Annotated in this window: 12 protein-coding genes, 4 tRNA genes and 3 pseudogenes; 15 read left to right on the top strand and 4 right to left on the bottom strand. The window is 62.0% G+C overall.

Translation table 11 applies throughout. The features are described 5' to 3' along the window. Window positions 1–100 precede the first annotated feature (100 nt). The 3 genes from AB5Y54_RS20585 to dapA all read right to left on the bottom strand — a co-directional run bounded on the left by AB5Y54_RS20585 (window position 101) and on the right by dapA (window position 3,488). Window positions 101–691: an HAD family phosphatase gene (locus AB5Y54_RS20585; RefSeq protein WP_103261522.1), complete on the bottom strand. Its 591-nt coding sequence runs from the start codon at window positions 689–691 to the stop codon at window positions 101–103. A 182-nt stretch (window positions 692–873) separates the two neighbouring features. Further along, entirely contained in the window at window positions 874–2,520 is a 1,647-nt protein-coding gene (locus AB5Y54_RS20580) for a diguanylate cyclase (protein WP_041213957.1), read from the bottom strand. 95 nt (window positions 2,521–2,615) lie between these two features. After that, a complete protein-coding gene (gene dapA, locus AB5Y54_RS20575) occupies window positions 2,616–3,488 on the bottom strand; it encodes a 4-hydroxy-tetrahydrodipicolinate synthase (protein ID WP_039040606.1) in 873 nt (290 codons plus the stop codon). Between the two features lie 278 nt (window positions 3,489–3,766). Here dapA and rsmC point away from each other — a divergent pair, with 278 nt between their 5' ends. The 8 genes and pseudogenes from rsmC (at window position 3,767) to AB5Y54_RS20535 (ending at window position 8,618) form a co-directional block, all read left to right on the top strand. Continuing rightward, entirely contained in the window at window positions 3,767–4,795 is a 1,029-nt protein-coding gene (gene rsmC, locus AB5Y54_RS20570) for a 16S rRNA (guanine(1207)-N(2))-methyltransferase RsmC (protein ID WP_368154267.1), read from the top strand. A gap of 148 nt (window positions 4,796–4,943) precedes the next feature. Further along, window positions 4,944–6,164: pseudogene (gene glgC / locus AB5Y54_RS20565) on the top strand (glucose-1-phosphate adenylyltransferase); the annotation flags it as partial. Then, entirely contained in the window at window positions 6,154–7,614 is a 1,461-nt protein-coding gene (glgA, locus tag AB5Y54_RS20560) for a glycogen synthase GlgA (RefSeq protein ID WP_039040607.1), read from the top strand. The pseudogene glgC and the gene glgA, both read left to right, overlap by 11 nt. A 116-nt stretch (window positions 7,615–7,730) precedes the next feature. Further along, a tRNA-Leu gene (locus AB5Y54_RS20555) sits at window positions 7,731–7,816 on the top strand. Window positions 7,817–7,871: 55 nt separating this feature from the next. After that, a tRNA-Leu gene (locus AB5Y54_RS20550) sits at window positions 7,872–7,957 on the top strand. Window positions 7,958–8,002: 45 nt separating this feature from the next. Further along, window positions 8,003–8,088: transfer RNA gene (locus AB5Y54_RS20545), tRNA-Leu, on the top strand. A gap of 71 nt (window positions 8,089–8,159) precedes the next feature. After that, window positions 8,160–8,245, top strand: a tRNA-Leu gene (locus tag AB5Y54_RS20540). 100 nt (window positions 8,246–8,345) lie between these two features. After that, entirely contained in the window at window positions 8,346–8,618 is a 273-nt protein-coding gene (locus AB5Y54_RS20535) for a late competence development ComFB family protein (protein WP_029314828.1), read from the top strand. On the opposite strand, the gene AB5Y54_RS20530 is transcribed toward AB5Y54_RS20535, so the two are convergent. Next, window positions 8,615–8,824: a hypothetical protein gene (locus AB5Y54_RS20530; RefSeq protein WP_010675758.1), complete on the bottom strand. Its 210-nt coding sequence runs from the start codon at window positions 8,822–8,824 to the stop codon at window positions 8,615–8,617. The genes AB5Y54_RS20535 and AB5Y54_RS20530 overlap by 4 nt on opposite strands. A gap of 299 nt (window positions 8,825–9,123) precedes the next feature. Between AB5Y54_RS20530 and nhaC the strand changes: the two genes are divergently transcribed. The 7 genes and pseudogenes from nhaC (at window position 9,124) to AB5Y54_RS20495 (ending at window position 17,236) form a co-directional block, all read left to right on the top strand. Next, the gene (nhaC, locus tag AB5Y54_RS20525; protein WP_263308339.1) at window positions 9,124–10,533 is read left to right on the top strand and encodes a Na+/H+ antiporter NhaC; all 1,410 of its coding nucleotides are present in this window, start codon (window positions 9,124–9,126) and stop codon (window positions 10,531–10,533) included. 105 nt (window positions 10,534–10,638) lie between these two features. Beyond that, window positions 10,639–11,561, top strand: a pseudogene (locus tag AB5Y54_RS20520) (LysR family transcriptional regulator). Window positions 11,562–11,757: 196 nt separating this feature from the next. After that, window positions 11,758–12,902: pseudogene (locus AB5Y54_RS20515) on the top strand (ABC transporter substrate-binding protein). A 72-nt stretch (window positions 12,903–12,974) separates the two neighbouring features. Continuing rightward, window positions 12,975–13,988, top strand: coding sequence for an ABC transporter ATP-binding protein (locus AB5Y54_RS20510; protein WP_368154266.1), 1,014 nt, complete (start codon window positions 12,975–12,977; stop codon window positions 13,986–13,988). Continuing rightward, a complete protein-coding gene (locus tag AB5Y54_RS20505) occupies window positions 13,985–14,953 on the top strand; it encodes an ABC transporter permease (RefSeq protein WP_368154265.1) in 969 nt (322 codons plus the stop codon). The genes AB5Y54_RS20510 and AB5Y54_RS20505 overlap by 4 nt, the downstream gene beginning before the upstream one ends. A gap of 7 nt (window positions 14,954–14,960) precedes the next feature. Continuing rightward, complete coding sequence (locus AB5Y54_RS20500) at window positions 14,961–15,776, top strand: ABC transporter permease (protein WP_368154275.1); 816 nt, start codon at window positions 14,961–14,963, stop codon at window positions 15,774–15,776. A 29-nt stretch (window positions 15,777–15,805) separates the two neighbouring features. Then, entirely contained in the window at window positions 15,806–17,236 is a 1,431-nt protein-coding gene (locus tag AB5Y54_RS20495) for a gamma-aminobutyraldehyde dehydrogenase (protein WP_270671947.1), read from the top strand. Window positions 17,237–17,315: the final 79 nt, after the last annotated feature.

Here is a 17,315-nt window from a genome sequence, read left to right as displayed (position 1 = left end):
CAGCCAGTGACATCTGCTCCCCACTCTCATGTTTCGCCTGTCCCGTATGAGAGTGGGGCTTCTCTCCCGAGCAGGTTGTTAACCCGCTCGTCTTCGTTACTCAGTAGGTCAACCCGACCGGTTTTCCCTCTCTGACCATGCAGACCTGCATGCCGGCCGCTTCACCGGCCTGTGCGCCTATGCCCGTGTCCTCGAACACCAGACATTGACCGGGCTCGGCCCCCAGGCGTCGCGCCACCAGCAGGAAGGTGTCTGGATGGGGTTTGTGCAGCTCCACGTCGTCGGCGGTGACCACCACGGGGAAATACCGATCCAGCCCTGTGTTACGCAGCACCGCTTCGGCATTGATACGGGGAGAGCCGGTCCCTATGCCCATGGGGATCCGGCCGTGATAGCGTTCCACCAGATCCAGCATGGCCGGGAAGGAGGTGGCCTTGTGCAGGTTGGCGACATAGTGTTCGGTCTTGCAGCGTGTCACCACCAGGGGATCCAGCGCGATCTGCTGCACTTCGGCCACCAGCAGGGCTATCTTGCGGCTGGGCATGCCTCCCAGCTCATAAAACCAGTCGGCGTCGAACCGAAAGCCAAACTCGCGGGCGGTGTGCTCCCAGGCGGCCAGGTGCAAGGGCATGGAGTCCACCAGAGTGCCGTCGAGGTCGAAAACCAGGCCTTGAAATCCGGATAGGGTCATGGTGCAGGATCTGTCTGTGAAAAATGGGCCCCCATTCTAGCCAGAGCGCGGGCGCATCGCCATGCGCCAGATGGCGAGAAACGCTTGCCACCTCATTTATACAGGGCGGCGTGGATCTGAAAGCCCGCACGTATACAGATCAGCATGGATCTGATGCCGGGCAGGCAGCCTCCACGCAGGTGTCAGCGATAGGCCAGGGTACAGGCCCGCCCTTGGGATTTGGCGTGATAGAGTGCCTGATCCGCCTGCTCGGTCAGGGTTTGCCACTCCTTGTCCGATGACGGGACCAGATAGCTGAACCCGATGCTGACGGTGAGTGTCGCCGCCACCCGGGAGGCCGGATGGGGAATCTGCAAGGCGTCAAGGCCGTGGTGGATCTGCTCCGCCAGCCGCTCCGCCTCTCCCGGCTGCGGTGAACACAGCAGGATGACAAACTCCTCCCCCCCATAGCGGGCCACCAGGTTGGTGCGCCGCCGCTCGGTGTCCTGCAGCAGTGCCGCCACCCGCTGCAGGCACTGATCCCCCTTGCCGTGGCCGAAGTGATCGTTGTAGGACTTGAACTCGTCCACATCGATCATCAGCACCGCCAGCACGCCCTGATGGCGGCGAGCCCGCTCCCACTCCCGTTCCATGGTGATGTCCCATTGGCGGCGGTTGGCGATGCCAGTCAGGGGATCTTCCAGAGACAGCAGAGAGAGGCGCCGGTTGGCCTCCTCCAGCGCCCGGTTGGTATCGGCCAGTTGCCGGGTCCGCTCCTGCACCCTCAGCTCCAGCTCCCGATTGAAGCGCTCAAGCTTCTCCTGGGTGCGCTGGCGGATCAGCAACTGGGAGAGCACGGCGGCATACTGCTTGAAGATCTCGCTCTGATACGCCTTGAGGGGGCGCCGCCAGAGCAGGTTGTCGGCGGCGATCCAGCCGATGGGGGTACTCCCGTCCCAGAGCGACACCATGGCGTTCCAGCCGCGACCCACCTCCTGCTTCTCGTAATAGAGAGGCGTGTCCTCCAGCACCAGGACATAGTCCTTGCGACGCAGCGCCTCCTGCACCGTGGGGTGATCCGGAATGGGGCTGATGAAATGGCGCTCGTCGATGAGCTCACCCGCCTCGTTGGTACCCCAGGTACCGTGCATGGTCTTGAATTCACTGTCAGTCAGGAAGATGGCGATGCGATCGAACTGCAACTCCTGGCGGGCCAGTGCCACCGCGTCGTGCAGCAGACGATCCTCGCTCTCGCAGCGGGAGAGCTTGACCCCCACCTGATGCAGCGCCTGCAGCATGCTGAGGAAGGAGTCCTGCAGGGCCTGGCTGCGCACGAGGTCTGCCTGGGTGTGGAGCCGCTGATCCCGCTCCAGATCCACCTGTCCCGCGAGTCGCCGACTCTCGAGCTCGGCGGCGAGATAATGCATGAGCAGCTGGATGCTCTGTTGCTGGCGTCTTGGCAGGCGATCGAGACGACGGCGGGTTTCCAGATAGACCACGGCCTCCAGCCCCTTGTGACGCTTGAGGGGGAAGCTGGCGCGCAGGCGCGGGATCTCGGGTTCGACGCTCTCCCGCTCCCAGATGGCACGGGTCGGCGCGATGGGCTCCACCAGCAACTGGCCGAGCGCAAGGGAACGTTCGATGAAGAGGATGGGCAACTCGAGGGAAGAGAGGACGTCAGCGCTCAGGCAGAGCAGACCCTGTTCCGGGCGATAGTGATAGAGCTGGGGCGTCGGAGCACGCAGCCACAGATAGATCTGTTCAGCCTCTGTTTTTTCCCTGACCGCAGACAAGGTCACTTCACAGAGATGTTCAAAACTGGTGAAGTGCTCCGGATCCCATTCTTCCATGCCAAATCATCCTTGGTTGTATCCAAGCGAGTATATCGGCAAAGCCCGGCCATTAATTGACCGGGCAATCAAAAGCGAGATCCAGAGCCCAGTTTTTACAACAGATTCAATGCCTGCATGGCACTGCGGATGCGCTCGCGGGTGGCCTCGGAGAGCGGCATCACCGGCAGACGGCACTCTTCGCTGCACAGACCCAGCAGAGAGACCGCATACTTGGCCCCTGCGGGGCTCGGCTCGGCGAACATGGCCTGGTGCAGCGGAATGAGCTTGTCCTGCAATTCGCGGGCAGCTTGCCACTCACCGGCCAGCGCCAGGTTCTGCACCTCGGCCACCAGCTTGGGGGCCACGTTGGCCGTCACCGAGATGCAACCCTGGCCACCACCGATGTTGTAGGCCACGGCGGTGGCATCTTCACCGGAGAGCCAGGCAAACGGCTTCTTGATGAGCTGGCGTTCAACCCAGGGGCGGGCCAGATCACCGGTGGCATCCTTCACGCCGGCAATGCGCGGCAACTCGGCCAGACGGGCCAGGGTCGCCGGCTGCACGTCAACGATGGCGCGGGGCGGAATGTTGTAGACGATGATGGGTTTGGTGGTGGCGTCGTGCACCGCCTTGAAGTGGTGATAGAGCCCTTCCTGATTGGGGCGGTTGTAGTAACCGGCCACATGCAGGGTGGCATCCGCCCCCATCTGCTCGGCATAGCGGGTGTATTCAATGGCTTCAACCGGGTTGTTGGAGCCTGCACCTGCGATCACGGGAATGCGCCCGGCCACCAGCTTGACCACCAGCTCCACCACGCGGCAATGCTCATCGTGGGTCAGGGTCGGGCTCTCCCCGGTCGTGCCGACCGGCACTATACCATGGGTTCCCTGCTCTATGTGCCACTCCACCAGGCGAGCCAGTGCGGCCTCGTCCAGCTGGCCCTGTCGAAATGGGGTGATCAGGGCAACTATCGAACCTTGAAACATGGGATTTCCTTCTCCTAAACAGATGGATTGGTCAATAAAAAGCCCCGGTACGGGAGTCGCTACCGGGGCTTGAATCGTCTCAGGGATGAGAGGTTACGCGCGCACGCCAGCAGGCCCGATTGTCAGGCTGTGTTTATGCTTTCGTTTCGATACGCATGACCGCATTGCATCATCTCTGGGTAAATAAGGCGTCTGGGCATATTTCGGGAACACGGCATAAATGTCAAGGCGAAAGCGGCCATGTATAATGGCCGCCCAAAAATGCGTGGAGAGACCCAATGAGCCGTCCTGTCAGTGCCGTCAGTCAGATGCTGGAACGTAACCAAGCCCTCTTTGTCGGCAAGCGGCTGTTGGTGTGCGGTGCCCTGGAGGATGATTATCCTCGTCAACTGGCCGAGCTGGCACAAAGCCTGACCGTCTTCACCACGGATTACTGCTATTACCGCACCCAGCAGGCCGTTCTGGGAGACGCCATCCTGTTCGATCACCAGCTGGGTGGCGCCCCCCGATTCGATGCCCTGCTGCTGCTGATGCCCAAGGCCAAGGCCGAGGCGCAATACCTGCTGGCCATGATGACGCCGCAGCTCGCAAGCGGGGCCGACCTGTTCCTCGCCGGCGAGAACCGGGGCGGCATCAACGGGGCAGACAAGCTGCTGGCACCTTATGGCGAGAAACCGATCAAACGCGACTCTGCGCGCCGCTGCTCTCTCTACCACGGCACGTTCGACAAACCGGTTGTCCCCTTCGAGCTGGACGCCTGGTTCAGTCGCTATGAGTGCCAGGCGGGCGACACCACCCTGACCGTCATGGCCCTGCCCGGGGTCTTCAGTGCAGACGGCCTGGATCTCGGCACCCAGATGCTGCTGGCGAGCCTCCCCCCCGTGACGGGCAAGCTGCTCGACTTTGGCTGCGGCGCCGGCGTCATCGGTTCCGTGCTGGCCAAGCGCAACCCGGCCCTGGCTGTCACCATGGTGGATATCAATGCCCTGGCACTGGAGTCCAGCCGCCGAACCCTGGCGGTCAACGGTCTGAGCGGACGTGTTCATGCCTCCGATGTCTATTCCGACATTGCCGAAACATTCCAACAGATTGTCTCGAATCCCCCCTTCCATGCCGGGCTCAAGACCTTCTACGCCGCCACCGAAACCTTCCTGGCAAAGGCACCTGAGTACCTGACCGCAAATGGCGCCCTGACCATAGTCGCCAATGCCTTCCTGCGATACCAGCCTATACTCGATGCGCACTTCAAACAGACCGAGGTGATCGCGGGCGATGCCAAATTCAAGGTGTATCTGAGCAAAGCTTAAAGAAGTGCAACGGTTGTAATAAAACAAGTAGAGAGTGCCAGACGGGATCTGTTAAGGTACCAAGAAAACGTTTACCACCCCTTTAGGGGTGTTTTTTTTCGCAGCAACATGAAAACCTTTTCAACATCATGATCTCAGGGAGAGAACGACGATGGCAGGCATACTCACCATGATACTGGCAGGCGGTGAAGGTACCCGACTGCAACCGCTGACCACCACCCGCAGCAAACCCTCCGTACCCTTTGGCGGCAGTTACCGGTTGATCGACTTCGTGCTCAACAACTTCGTCAACGCCGACTTCCTGCGCATCTATGTACTCACCCAGTTCAAGTCCCAGTCCCTTTACCTGCACATGAAGAAGGGCTGGAACATCGTCGGCATCACGGATCGCTTCATCGACCCCATTCCGGCCCAGATGCGAATGGGCAAACGCTGGTATGACGGCACCGCAGACGCCATTTACCAGAACCTGCGCTTCATCGAGATCTCCGACCCCGAGCACGTCTGCATCTTCGGCTCCGATCACATCTACAAGATGGACGTGAGCCAGATGGTGAGCTTTCACAAGCAGAAAGCGGCCGCCCTGACCGTCGCGGCACTGCGCATGCCCATCGAGGAAGCAAGCGCCTTCGGGGTGATCGAGGTGGATCAGGAAGGGCGCATGATTGGCTTTGAAGAAAAGCCCCGTCACCCGAAACACATCCCCGGCGACCCCACCCAGGCCCTGGTCTCCATGGGCAACTACATCTTCGAGACCGAGGCCCTCTATCGGGAGCTCAAGCGGGATGCCGCCGAGGAGAACTCCAGTCACGATTTCGGCAAGGACATCATTCCCAGCCTGTTCCCCCGTGCCCCCGTCTATGTCTACGACTACAGCACCAACGTGATCCCGGGCGAGAAGCCCAACGTCTACTGGCGCGATGTGGGGACGCTCGACTCTTACTGGCAGGCACACATGGACCTAGTGGCCGACGATGCCCCCTTCTCTCTCTACAATCGCAAGTGGCCGCTGCACACCCATTACCCGCCCCTGCCCCCCGCCACCTTCATCGATACCGACGACTGCAAGGTCAAGATCGCCAACTCCCTGATCTCCGGTGGCTGCTTCATTCAGGGCAGCCAGATCCAGCGATCCATACTGGGATTTCGCTGCAACATAGGCCCCTGCAGCCACATCAGTGAATCCGTGCTGCTGGGGGATGTGAAAATCGGCGAAGGTTGCTCCATTCGCCGCGCCATCATCGACAAAAACGTTGAAATTGCACCCGGCACCGTGATCGGTGAGAATCTGGACCATGACAGAGAGCGGTTTACCGTATCCGAAGGCGGTATCGTCGTGGTACCTAAGGGAGCAAGAGTTGGCTATTAACCCACTGAAAATCCTGTTTGTAGCCTCGGAGGTTGAGGGGCTGGTGAAGACCGGGGGCCTGGCGGATGTGGCCAAGGCCCTGCCGCAGCATCTAGCCCGTCAGGGGCACGATGTGCGCATCATTATGCCCTTCTACAAGACCATCAAGCGCCGGGACGAGGCCACCCTCCTCGCCTCGCGCTGGCTCCCCACCCCCCAGGATCGCAGTGATATAAGCTATCGCATCCATCAGCTGGAACTGGACGGGATCTGCGTCTATCTGCTCGATTGCCCGCACTATTTCGACCGCCCCCAGCTCTATGCCGAGAACAACCAGGCCTATCCCGACAACGGTGAACGCTTTGCCTTTCTGGCCGCGGCGGCCCTGCATGCGTGCGAACAGCTGGGTTTCGCTCCCGACATCGCCCACTGCAACGACTGGCACACCGGTCTGCTGCCGCTGCTGCTGAAAACCCGTCATGCCCACAACCCCTTCTTCCAGCGCACCCGGTCGGTCATCAGCATTCACAACGCGGCCTTTCAGGGGGTATTCGATCGCCAGCAGTTCTGGGCCGTGCCGGAAATCCACGACTACGAGCAGCGCATCAACTACGACTATGGTCACATCAATCTGCTCAAGTGCGGTGTGCTCTACGCAGACAAGATCAATGCGGTCAGCCCCAACTACGCCAGCGAGCTGCTGACGCACCTGGGCGCTCACGGCATGGCCAGCGTATTCCAGCAGCGGGCTGCTGACCTGCGTGGCATCCTCAACGGCTGTGACTATCAGGACTGGGATCCCGCCTTCGATCCTCTGTTGCCCGCCACCTATGATGCCGACAACCTGGATGGCAAACACACCTGCAAGCGCATCCTGCAGCAGGAGACGGGGCTCCCCGTCGGCAACCTCCCCATCTATGGCATGGTGTGTCGACTGACCGAGCAGAAAGGAGTACACCTGCTCATCCCGGCGCTGGACAAGTTCTTGCAACATCAGGTCCAGGTAGTGATCGTGGGCTCCGGTGATCCCTCTCTCGCCGCCCAGTTGCAAAGCATTGCCCAGCAGCATCCCGACAAGTTTGCCTTCATCAATGCCTATGACGACCGTCTGGCCCACCTGGTGGAGGCCGGCGCCGACTTCTTCCTGATGCCTTCTCTGTTCGAGCCATGCGGGCTCAACCAGATGTACAGTCTGGCCTATGGCACCCTGCCCCTGGTTCGGGCTGTCGGCGGATTGAAAGATACCGTCGTGGACTGGGATGCCGACCCGACGCACGCGACCGGTTTCTGCTTCAACGATCCCACTGCCAGCACCTTGCTCGATGCCATGCGCCGCAGCCTGCTCCATTATCTGCAGGAGCCGGCACGTTTTGCCCGTGTGCAGCACCACGCCATGAACACCCGCTTCGACTGGGCAGACTCCGTCATCCTGTACGAACAGATGTATCAGGATGCGCTGGCCACCGTCTGACGCCGATTGCTGAAGTTTTGTGCCCTTGGCACGCCTTTATCCGTCAACAGCGAAAAAAGTCCCCTTTGGCTGTTGACGCCCCCCCAAAACTCTATAGAATCCCCCACCGCAGTGATGCGAAGGTGGCGGAATTGGTAGACGCGCTAGCTTCAGGTGTTAGTGTCCCACGGATGTGAGGGTTCGAGTCCCTCTCTTCGCACCATACTGCAACATGCTCTTATCAGACGGCATGTAAATTCAGACTGATAACCCGATGTGCGAAGGTGGCGGAATTGGTAGACGCGCTAGCTTCAGGTGTTAGTGCCCCCCGGGTGTGAGGGTTCGAGTCCCTCTCTTCGCACCATGCTTTTGTCAGACAGCATGTAAATCCAGACTGATAACCCGATGTGCGAAGGTGGCGGAATTGGTAGACGCGCTAGCTTCAGGTGTTAGTGCCCCCCGGGTGTGAGGGTTCGAGTCCCTCTCTTCGCACCATGCTTCTGGCATGTAAAACACAGAAAATGCGCTCCAACCGCATTTAAAAACCAGCTGGAGAAAATCAGTGTGCGAAGGTGGCGGAATTGGTAGACGCGCTAGCTTCAGGTGTTAGTGTCCCACGGATGTGAGGGTTCGAGTCCCTCTCTTCGCACCATCATTCTGCAAAGGCCCGTTACGAGAGTAAGGGGCCTTTTGTGTTTTCATGCCCCATGGCTATGCTGTTGAAGATGCTGCGCCACCACGGGGGTTTTCCCATGATCCTGGATACCGATATTCACAACTTCTATGAGCATCTGGTGCTCAAGGAGATAGAAAAACAGGGGTTGGCTCGAACATTGACCCCCTATCAGCTGGCAGACCTCTGCTGCCTGACACTCAACCAGCTTCCTTCCCACTACATCCGCCACGATGTCGACATGATCTACTTCACGACAGACGCCGAACGCAGCGAAATGGAGAAGAAGGTCATCGCCTCCCTGCGCCAGGCCTACGACAAGATCCAGGCCGTCCCCACTCGCCAGGCTTAATGCCAGCCCTGCTGCCAGAGCAGAGTGACGACCCCTGTCATTCCCGCAACCGGCAGCAGGATCAACACCGGTCTCAGCCTGGGTTCCAGCATGACCCAGGCAGCCAGCAAGAACCCCAGGCTCCAGAACCCGTATTCCTTCTCCTGACCCCAGACCAGCACCGCCAGAAGGGCGGCCAAGAGCAGAGCGCGTGCTATCCAGTTCATTGGCATTGGTCCGAAAAAGATTAATGATAACTATTATCATCTTTGGTGTTGTCATCTGCAATCGAACTTGCCTATGGATCTCCGGCTATCAAACGGTGTCGATTGAACAGTGAAAAATGCCGATTAGATCAACTATTTTGTGGGATTTTAAAATTTTAAAGCTGTTTTGCCGAATGAGCAGGGATTTTACACCTCTGCTTTATGGTAGATTGCGCCCTCTTTTGGTAAGCCTCTCGGGATCGACACATCCGCAGGACGAGAGGGGCTGACCTTGGCGAGCAAGAGTTTAGGGAGCGTCTATGCAAAACCAACAACACCACATCCGATTGCCGGGTATGTCGCAAGTATTTGCCTGCCTGGCCATTTTCCTGGCCCTGGCCTTCTCCTTCACCAGCGTGCTGGATCTGCCAATCCAGCTGGCACTGTTCATCGCCTGGTTCGTCATCATGGGACTCGGCATCAAGCTCGGCCACGATTACAAATCCCTGGAGCAGGCGGCAGTCGACGGCGTCGCCAAGGGGATGGGGGCCATCCTGATACTGATCTCCGTCGGTGCTCTGGTGGGCACCTGGATTGCCGGCGGCATCGTCCCCAGCATCATCTACTTCGGCCTCAAGGTGATACACCCCTCCATCTTCCTGCTGGCGACCCTGATCATCTGCTCTCTCACCTCGCTGGCCACCGGCACCTCCTGGGGCTCGGCGGCCACCGCCGGCATCGCCATGATGGGCATAGGCCACAGCCTGGGGGTACCCGCGCCGCTGGTAGCCGGTGCCGTGCTCTCCGGAGTCTACTTCGGTGACAAGCTCTCCCCGCTCTCCGACTCCGTGGTGCTGGCCTCTACCATGTCCAACGTCGACGTGATGGAACACATCAAGGGGATGCTGCCCATAAGCCTGTTCTCCTACGTCATCACCGCCGCCCTGTTCACCGTGGTCGGCATGCAGTATTCCGGCAACGTCAGCCTGGAGCAGGTCAATCTGGTGATGGACGCCCTCGACAAGCAGTTCAACATCACCCCCATGGCCATAGTGCCCGTTGTGCTGGTGCTGGGCCTGTTGGCCAACCGCAAGCCCGCCTTCCCGGTGATAAGCTTCGGCGCCTTGCTGGGTCTTGTCTGGGCCATCGTCTTCCAGGACATGGATCCGGTGAAGGCAATGCACTCCGCCTACAGCCCGTTTGCCATCACCTCAGGCGTCGACTTCATCGACAACATCCTGGGCCGTGGCGGCATGGAGTCCATGCTGGGTTCCGTGGCCGTCATCATCTTCGGCTTGGGCTTCGGCGGTCTGCTGGAGAAGGTCGGCATCCTGGAAGTGATCGCCAGCGCCTTCGAGAAGCGCATCAACAGCGCCGGCAGCCTGACCAGCCACACCATCGGCACCGCCTTCCTGGCCAACGTGTTCGGTTCCGCCATGTATGTATCGCTGATCCTGACCCCCAAGATCATGGCCAAGAACTACGACAGACTGGGGCTTGCGCGCAAGAACCTCTCCCGCAACGCCGAGTTTGGCGGCACCCTCACCTGCGGCATGGTGCCCTGGAGCGACAACGGCATCTTCATGGCAGGGGTCCTCGGGGTAGCGACCCTCGACTACCTGCCCTACATGTGGCTCAGCTTCACCTGCATCATAGTGACCATCACCCTCGCCTATCTGGGCAAGGGAGTGAACCGTGTACCGGTCACAGAGGCGGTGACAACCCGCTAATTTCCGTAAAAACAACGACAAAGGCGCCATCACGGCGCCTTTTGTCTGGGTGCGATTCGAGGTTAAGCTGGCACCCACCTTGATCCCACGTGGCAGGACGCCCAGATGAACTTCACCTTTCGCCAGATCCGCTATTTCGTGGCGGTGGCCGACAGCTTCTCGGTGAGCCGGGCAGCCGCCGAGCTGCACATCTCCCAGTCGGCGGTCACCAGCGCCATCCGCGAGCTGGAGACCGAGCTCGGCGCCGCCCTGTTCGAGCGCAACCCGCGCGGCGTCAGCCTCACCACCCAGGGCCACCAGTTTCTGCTGCACGCCCGTCGCATCCTAAGCGCCATGACCGAAGCCAGCCACTCCCTCAAGGCGGTGGCCCAGCAGGATCAGGGGCGGCTTACCATAGGCGTAACCCCCCTGGTTGCTGGCTACTACCTGTCGGAAGCGCTCGGCCGCTTTCACCGCGCCTTCCCGGCGGTACAGATCGAGGTGAAGGAGGATGAGCAGCCCTATCTCGAACACCAGATCGTCAACGGCGAGGTGGATGTGGGGATCCTGATGACCAACCGCACCATCCGCCAGGAGGCGTTCGATACCGAGCTGCTGACCCGCTCGCCGCTGCGGGTCTGGCTCGCCGCCAACCCCCCCTCTGCGCCGAGTCGACCCTCTCCCTCAAGGCGCTCGGCGAGGAGCCCATGATCTCGCTGACCGCCGACCAGCTGGACCAGATCATCGGCGGCGGCCTGCGCCGCTACGGCATCTCGCCGCGCATCGTGCTGCGTACCGCCTCGGTGGAAGCGGTGCGCAGCCTGGTGGCGAGCCAGCTCGGGCTCGCCCTCCTGCCGGACTTTGCCTACCGCCCCCCGTCGCTGGAGCAGGAGCGGGTCGAGGCCCGCGCCATCAAGGAGCCCATCCCCGCCATCGACATCGGTCTGGTGTGGCGGCGCGGCTCGCGCCTTGACTGGGCCGCACGCGAGTTCATCGACATCGCCAGAGATCAGAGCCGGCTGCGGGCCCGCCAGCACCTCCCCCGCTAGGACTGAGCCTGAACAGCCGTGACTCCGGCAAAAAAATCAGATTCATCTGCACTCGATATCGATTTTACAGATACCAAAGCCGCTAAAAATTGAAATTCTCATTGCTCACGGCTTCTCCTACGCTCATGACTGGTTAACAGGATGTTAATTGTCAGCGTGGCATCACAACCGTGCCCGCCCCAGCAAGGAGAGCAAGATGAAACTGACCCCCCTCACCCTGGCCCTGATCCCCGCCCTGCTGGCAGGCCAGGTCCAGGCTGCCCCCACCACCCTCGGCAAGGGTGAAGGCCAGCTCAACATCGTGGCCTGGGCCGGCTACGTGGAGCGCGGCGAGACCGACAAGAACTACGACTGGGTGACCGGCTTCGAGAAAGAGACCGGCTGCAAGGTCAACGTCAAGACGGCCGCCACCTCGGACGAGATGGTGGCGCTGATGAACGAGGGGGGCTTCGATCTGGTGACCGCCTCCGGTGACGCCAGCCTGCGCCTCATCGCCGGCGGCAAGGTGCAGGCGCTCAACCTGGCGCTCATCCCGAGCTACAGCAAAATTGATCCCCGCCTGCAGAATGCCCCCTGGCACACGGTGGACGGCAAGCACTACGGCGTGCCCTACCAGTGGGGCGGCAACATCTTGATGTACAACACCAAAGTGTTCCCCAAGGCGCCCGACTCCTGGAGCGTGGTGTTCGAGGAGCAGACCCTGCCGGACGGCAAGTCCAACAAGGGGCGGGTACAGGCGTTCGACGGCCCCATCCACATCGCCGATGCCGCCCTCTATCTGATGAGCCACCAGCCGGCGCTCGGCATCAAGGATCCTTACGAGCCCAACGAAGATCAGTACAAGGCCGCCCTCGACCTCCTGCGCCAGCAGCGCAAGCTGGTGGGACGCTACTGGCACGATGCCTTCGTCCAGATCGACGACTTCAAGAACGAGGGGTGGTGGCCTCCGGCTCCTGGCCGTTCCAGGCCAATACCCTGATCGCCGACAAGCAGCCTATCGCCACGACGGTGCCCAAGGAGGGCGTCACCGGCTGGGCCGATACCAGCATGGTGCACAGCGAGGCGAAGAACCTCACCTGTGCCTATCAGTGGCTGGAGCACTCCCTCAACAACAAGCTGCAGGGGGATCTCGCCTCCTGGTTCGGCTCCGTGCCCGTGGTACCGGCCGCCTGCGAGGGCAATGCCCTGCTCGGGAAAGAGGGGTGCAAGACCAACGGCATCGACAACTTCGATCGGGTTCACTTCTGGCGTACCCCTGTCTCCCAGTGCAAGAGCCAGGGAACCTGCGTGCCCTACTACCGCTGGGTCTCGGACTATATCGCCATCCTGGGTGGCCGCTGAGGTGCCTCAGTAAATGCCGATATGGGGCCGGACAGGAGTCCGGCCCGCTTCCCACACAGACAAGGACGTCCCATGAATGCCGTACAATTTGACCGGGTCAGCCGCCACTATGGCGAGGTGAAGGCGGTCGACGACATCTCCTTCCAGATCCCGGCTGGCGAGTTTTTCACCCTGCTGGGGCCGAGCGGTTCCGGCAAGACCACCTGCCTGCGGATGATTGCGGGCTTCGAATACCCGAGCGAGGGGGAGATCCGGCTGTTCGGCGAGCCCTGCTCCACCGTGCCCCCCTACGATCGCAACCTCAATACCGTGTTTCAGGACTACGCCCTGTTTCCCAACATGGATGTGCGCGACAACATCGGCTATGGCCTGATGCTCAAGGGCGTCGCCAAGGCGGAGCGTTACCGCAAGGTGGACGAGATGCTGGAGCTGGTGCGCCTGCCCGGCGTCGGCAACCGCAAGCCGGGCCAGCTCTCCGGCGGCCAGCGCCAACGCATCGCCATCGCCCGGGCACTGATCAACCAGCCGCGCATCCTGCTGCTGGACGAACCGCTCGGGGCGCTCGACCTCAAGCTGCGCGAGCAGATGCAGCTCGAACTGAAAGCCTTGCAGCGCCAGCTCGGCATCACCTTCATCTTCGTCACCCACGATCAGCAGGAGGCGCTCTCCATGAGCGACCGGATCTGCATCTTCAATCAGGGCAAGATCGAGCAGATCGCCGCGCCGGATACTGTCTACGACGCCCCCGCCACGCCCTTCGTCGTTCGCTTCGTCGGCACCGTCAACCTGTTCGAGGGGGAGCAGGCCCGCCGTCTGTGCGGCGATGAGCGCCAGATGATGGTGCGCCCGGAGCGGATCCGCCTCGCCGAGGCCGGCACACCGGGCTGGTCCGGGGAAGTGCGCGAGGTGGAGTATCTCGGCCCCTTCGTGCGCTACCGGGTCGATCTCGGCGAGCAGCTCGAGCTTATCGTCAACCACCCCAACGAGGGCCAGGCCCGCCTGCCCCGTGGCGCCCGGGTCAGCCTCAGCTGGCCGGAGCAGGCGATCCATCGCCTGCACACCGCCCCTCAGAGAGCTCAACCATGAGCGCCCCCCACAGTGCGAGCCTTGCCATGAGCCAACCCACTGCCCCCCTCTCCTATCGGCCGCTGCGGCGCCTTTCCACCCTGCTCTACGGGCGGCCGGGTCTGTTGCTGGCCGTCCTGCTCGGGCCGCCGCTGCTCTGGCTTGGCATCATCTATGTCGGCTCCCTGCTGATGCTGCTCTCCAACGCCTTCTTCGGGCTGGACGAGTTCAGCGGCCAGATCCGCCACGAACTGGGGCTGCAGAACTTCGTCGCCCTGCTGCGGGCGGAGAACCTGGACGTGATCCTGCGCACCGTCGGCATGTCGCTGCTAGTGACTCTGGCCTGCGCCCTGCTCGGCTTTCCGGTGGCCTACTACATGGCGCGCTACACCAGCGGCAAGACCCGGGCCCTGTTCTACGTCGGCATCATGCTGCCGCTCTGGTCCAGCTATCTGGTGCGGGTCTACGCCTGGAAGCTGATCCTGGCCAAGGAGGGGGTCATCAGCTGGCTGGTAGATACTCTGGGACTGGACTGGCTGCTGGACGCCACCCTCTCGCTGCCGGTGATCGGGGGACCGTCGCTGTCGTTCTCGCGCATCGGCACCTTCATCGTGTTCGTCTACGTCTGGCTGCCCTTCATGATCCTGCCCATCCAGGCGGCGGTGGAGCGGATCCCGCGCTCCCTGCTGGAAGCGAGCGGCGATCTCGGCGCCACCCCGGCCCAGACCTTTCGTACCCTGATCCTGCCGCTGGCCCTGCCCGGCGTGGTGGCGGGCTCCATCTTCACCTTCTCCCTGACGCTGGGGGACTACATCATCCCCGGCATCATAGGCAACTCCACCATGTACATAGGTCAGGTGGTCTACATGCAGCAGGGCACGGCGGGCAACCTGCCCTTCGCCGCCGCCTTCTCGCTGGTGCCGATCCTCATCATCGCCATCTACCTGACCATCGCGAAACGCTTGGGGGCCTTCGATGCGCTCTAATACTTCCATGAAACGGGACCATGGCAGCCAGCCCTCCGGCCTGCTCAAGTACGCGGCCATCGGCGGCCTCTTGTTCCTGCACTTCCCGATCCTGTTCATCTTCCTCTACGCCTTCACCAGCGAGAGCAAGAGCTATCAGTTCCCACCGCCCGGGCTCACCCTCAAGTGGTTCGAGGTGACCCTCAACCGCCCCGACGTATGGCGCGCCATCCAGCTATCGCTGGAGGTAGCGGGGCTGGCGACGCTGGCCGCCATGGTGCTCGGCACCCTGGCGGCGGGGGCCATCGCCCGCAGCCGCTTCTTCGGCCAGGAGGTGGTATCGCTGTTGCTGGTACTGCCCATCGCCCTGCCCGGCATCGTCACCGGCATCGCGCTGCGCTCCGCCTACGGGGTGATGGAGATCCCTTTCAGCTTCTGGACCATCGTGATCGGTCACGCCACCTTCTGCGTGGTGGTGGTCTACAACAATGCCCTGGCGCGCTTTCGCCGCACCAACCAGAGCCTCATCGAGGCGTCGATGGATCTCGGTGCCGACGGCTTCCAGACCCTGCGCTACGTGATCCTGCCCAATCTGGCCACGACACTGCTGGCGGGGGGCATGCTGGCGTTTGCCCTGAGCTTTGACGAGGTGATCGTCACCACCTTCACCGCCGGCCAGCAGACCACGCTGCCGATCTGGATGTATCAGGAGCTGATCCGGCCACGGGACAGGCCGGTCACCAACGTGGTGGCCCTCATCATAGTGGCCTTCACCACCATTCCCATTCTGCTTGCCTACTATCTCACCCGCGACGGCCAGGACGTTGCCGGCAGTGGCAAATAACGACTCAACGCGTGCGCAAGGATGCAACCATGAAACTCTCTACCCAACTTTTGATCGACGGTCAGTTCGTCACCGGTGACGGCCAGGCCGAGCCCATCCTCAACCCGGCCACCGGGGAGTTCATAGCCTCCGTGCCAGAAGCCTCGTTCGAGCAGGTGAACCGGGCGGTGAACGGCGCCCAGCGCGCCTTCGCCCAGTGGAGCCGCACCACCCCGGCCCAACGCAGCACCCTGCTGCTGCGCCTGGCCGATGCCATCGAGCGCCACGCCGAGGAGTTTGCGGCGCTCGAATCCCTCAACTGCGGCAAGCCCTATCTGGCGGTGCTCAATGACGAGCTGCCCGCGGTGGTGGACTGCTTCCGTTTCTTCGCCGGCGCCGCCCGCTGCCTGCAGGGGCCACTGGCGGGGGAGTACATCGAGGGGCACACCAGCATGATCCGCCGCGACCCCATCGGGGTGGTGGGCAGTATCGCCCCCTGGAACTATCCGTTGATGATGGCGGCCTGGAAGATGGCCCCGGTGCTCGCCGCCGGCAATACGGTGGTGCTCAAGCCCTCCGAACAGACCCCGCTCACCGCCCTGCGCCTGGCGGAGCTCGCCAGCGAGCTCTTCCCGCGCGGCGTCATCAACATCGTCTGCGGCCGGGGCGAGAGCGTGGGGGCGCCGCTGGTGGAGCACCCGCTCGTGCGCATGGTGTCGCTCACCGGTGACATCGCCACCGGTCAGAAGATCCTGCAGAGCGCCGCCCGCACCATGAAGCGCACCCACCTGGAGCTTGGCGGCAAGGCGCCGGTCATCATCTTCGACGATGCAGACCTGGAGGCCGTGGTGGCGGGCATTCGCACCTTCGGTTTCTACAACGCCGGCCAGGATTGCACCGCCGCCTGCCGCATCTACGCCCAGGGCAAGATCTACGACAAGTTTGTCGCCGCCATGACCGAGGCGGTCGCCTCCATCAAGGTGGGCGGTCCGCGCGAGGAGGGGGTGGAGATGGGGCCGCTCATCTCGGACCGGCAGCGCAACCGGGTGGCCAGCTTCGTGGAGCGGGCCCAGAGCAGCGGTCACGTGGAGGTGACGGCGGGGGGCAAGATCCGCCCCGGCAACGGCTTCTTCTTCGAGCCGACCCTGATCGCCCACGCCCGTCAGGAGGATGAAATCGTGCGCCGGGAGGTGTTCGGCCCGGTGGTGTCGGTGACCCGCTTCAGCGACGCCGAGCAGGTGGTGCAGTGGGCCAACGACTCGGACTACGGCCTCGCCAGCTCGGTCTGGACCAAGGATCTGAGCCTTGCCAGCAAGGTGGCCAGCCACCTGCAGTACGGCTGCACCTGGATCAACACCCACTTCATGCTCACCTCCGAGATGCCCCATGGCGGCATGAAGATGTCCGGCTACGGCAAGGATCTCTCCCTCTACGCGCTGGAGGACTACACGGTGCCGCGGCATATCATGGTCAAGCTCTAGGCTCCACTCCGTCCCCCTGAAAACAAGATGGCCCCAAGGGGCCATCTTGTTTTGCATCAGGTCTGTGCATCCCTGCTGT

It is taken from the genome of Aeromonas sp. s9 (assembly GCF_040907765.1).
GTDB lineage: Bacteria > Pseudomonadota > Gammaproteobacteria > Enterobacterales > Aeromonadaceae > Aeromonas > Aeromonas caviae.
This window is presented reverse-complemented; position numbering and strand designations above follow the sequence as displayed.

Bases quoted from the DNA above. Each gene is read 5' to 3' on its own strand.
- AB5Y54_RS20585 (WP_103261522.1), bottom strand. From the start codon at position 691: ATGACCCTATCCGGATTTCAAGGCCTGGTTTTCGACCTCGACGGCACT.
- AB5Y54_RS20580 (WP_041213957.1), bottom strand. From the start codon at position 2,520: ATGGAAGAATGGGATCCGGAGCACTTCACCAGTTTTGAACATCTCTGT.
- dapA (WP_039040606.1), bottom strand. From the start codon at position 3,488: ATGTTTCAAGGTTCGATAGTTGCCCTGATCACCCCATTTCGACAGGGC.
- rsmC (WP_368154267.1), top strand. From the start codon at position 3,767: ATGAGCCGTCCTGTCAGTGCCGTCAGTCAGATGCTGGAACGTAACCAA.
- AB5Y54_RS20535 (WP_029314828.1), top strand. From the start codon at position 8,346: ATGATCCTGGATACCGATATTCACAACTTCTATGAGCATCTGGTGCTC.
- AB5Y54_RS20530 (WP_010675758.1), bottom strand. From the start codon at position 8,824: ATGAACTGGATAGCACGCGCTCTGCTCTTGGCCGCCCTTCTGGCGGTG.
- nhaC (WP_263308339.1), top strand. From the start codon at position 9,124: ATGCAAAACCAACAACACCACATCCGATTGCCGGGTATGTCGCAAGTA.
- AB5Y54_RS20510 (WP_368154266.1), top strand. From the start codon at position 12,975: ATGAATGCCGTACAATTTGACCGGGTCAGCCGCCACTATGGCGAGGTG.
- AB5Y54_RS20505 (WP_368154265.1), top strand. From the start codon at position 13,985: ATGAGCGCCCCCCACAGTGCGAGCCTTGCCATGAGCCAACCCACTGCC.
- AB5Y54_RS20500 (WP_368154275.1), top strand. From the start codon at position 14,961: ATGAAACGGGACCATGGCAGCCAGCCCTCCGGCCTGCTCAAGTACGCG.
- AB5Y54_RS20495 (WP_270671947.1), top strand. From the start codon at position 15,806: ATGAAACTCTCTACCCAACTTTTGATCGACGGTCAGTTCGTCACCGGT.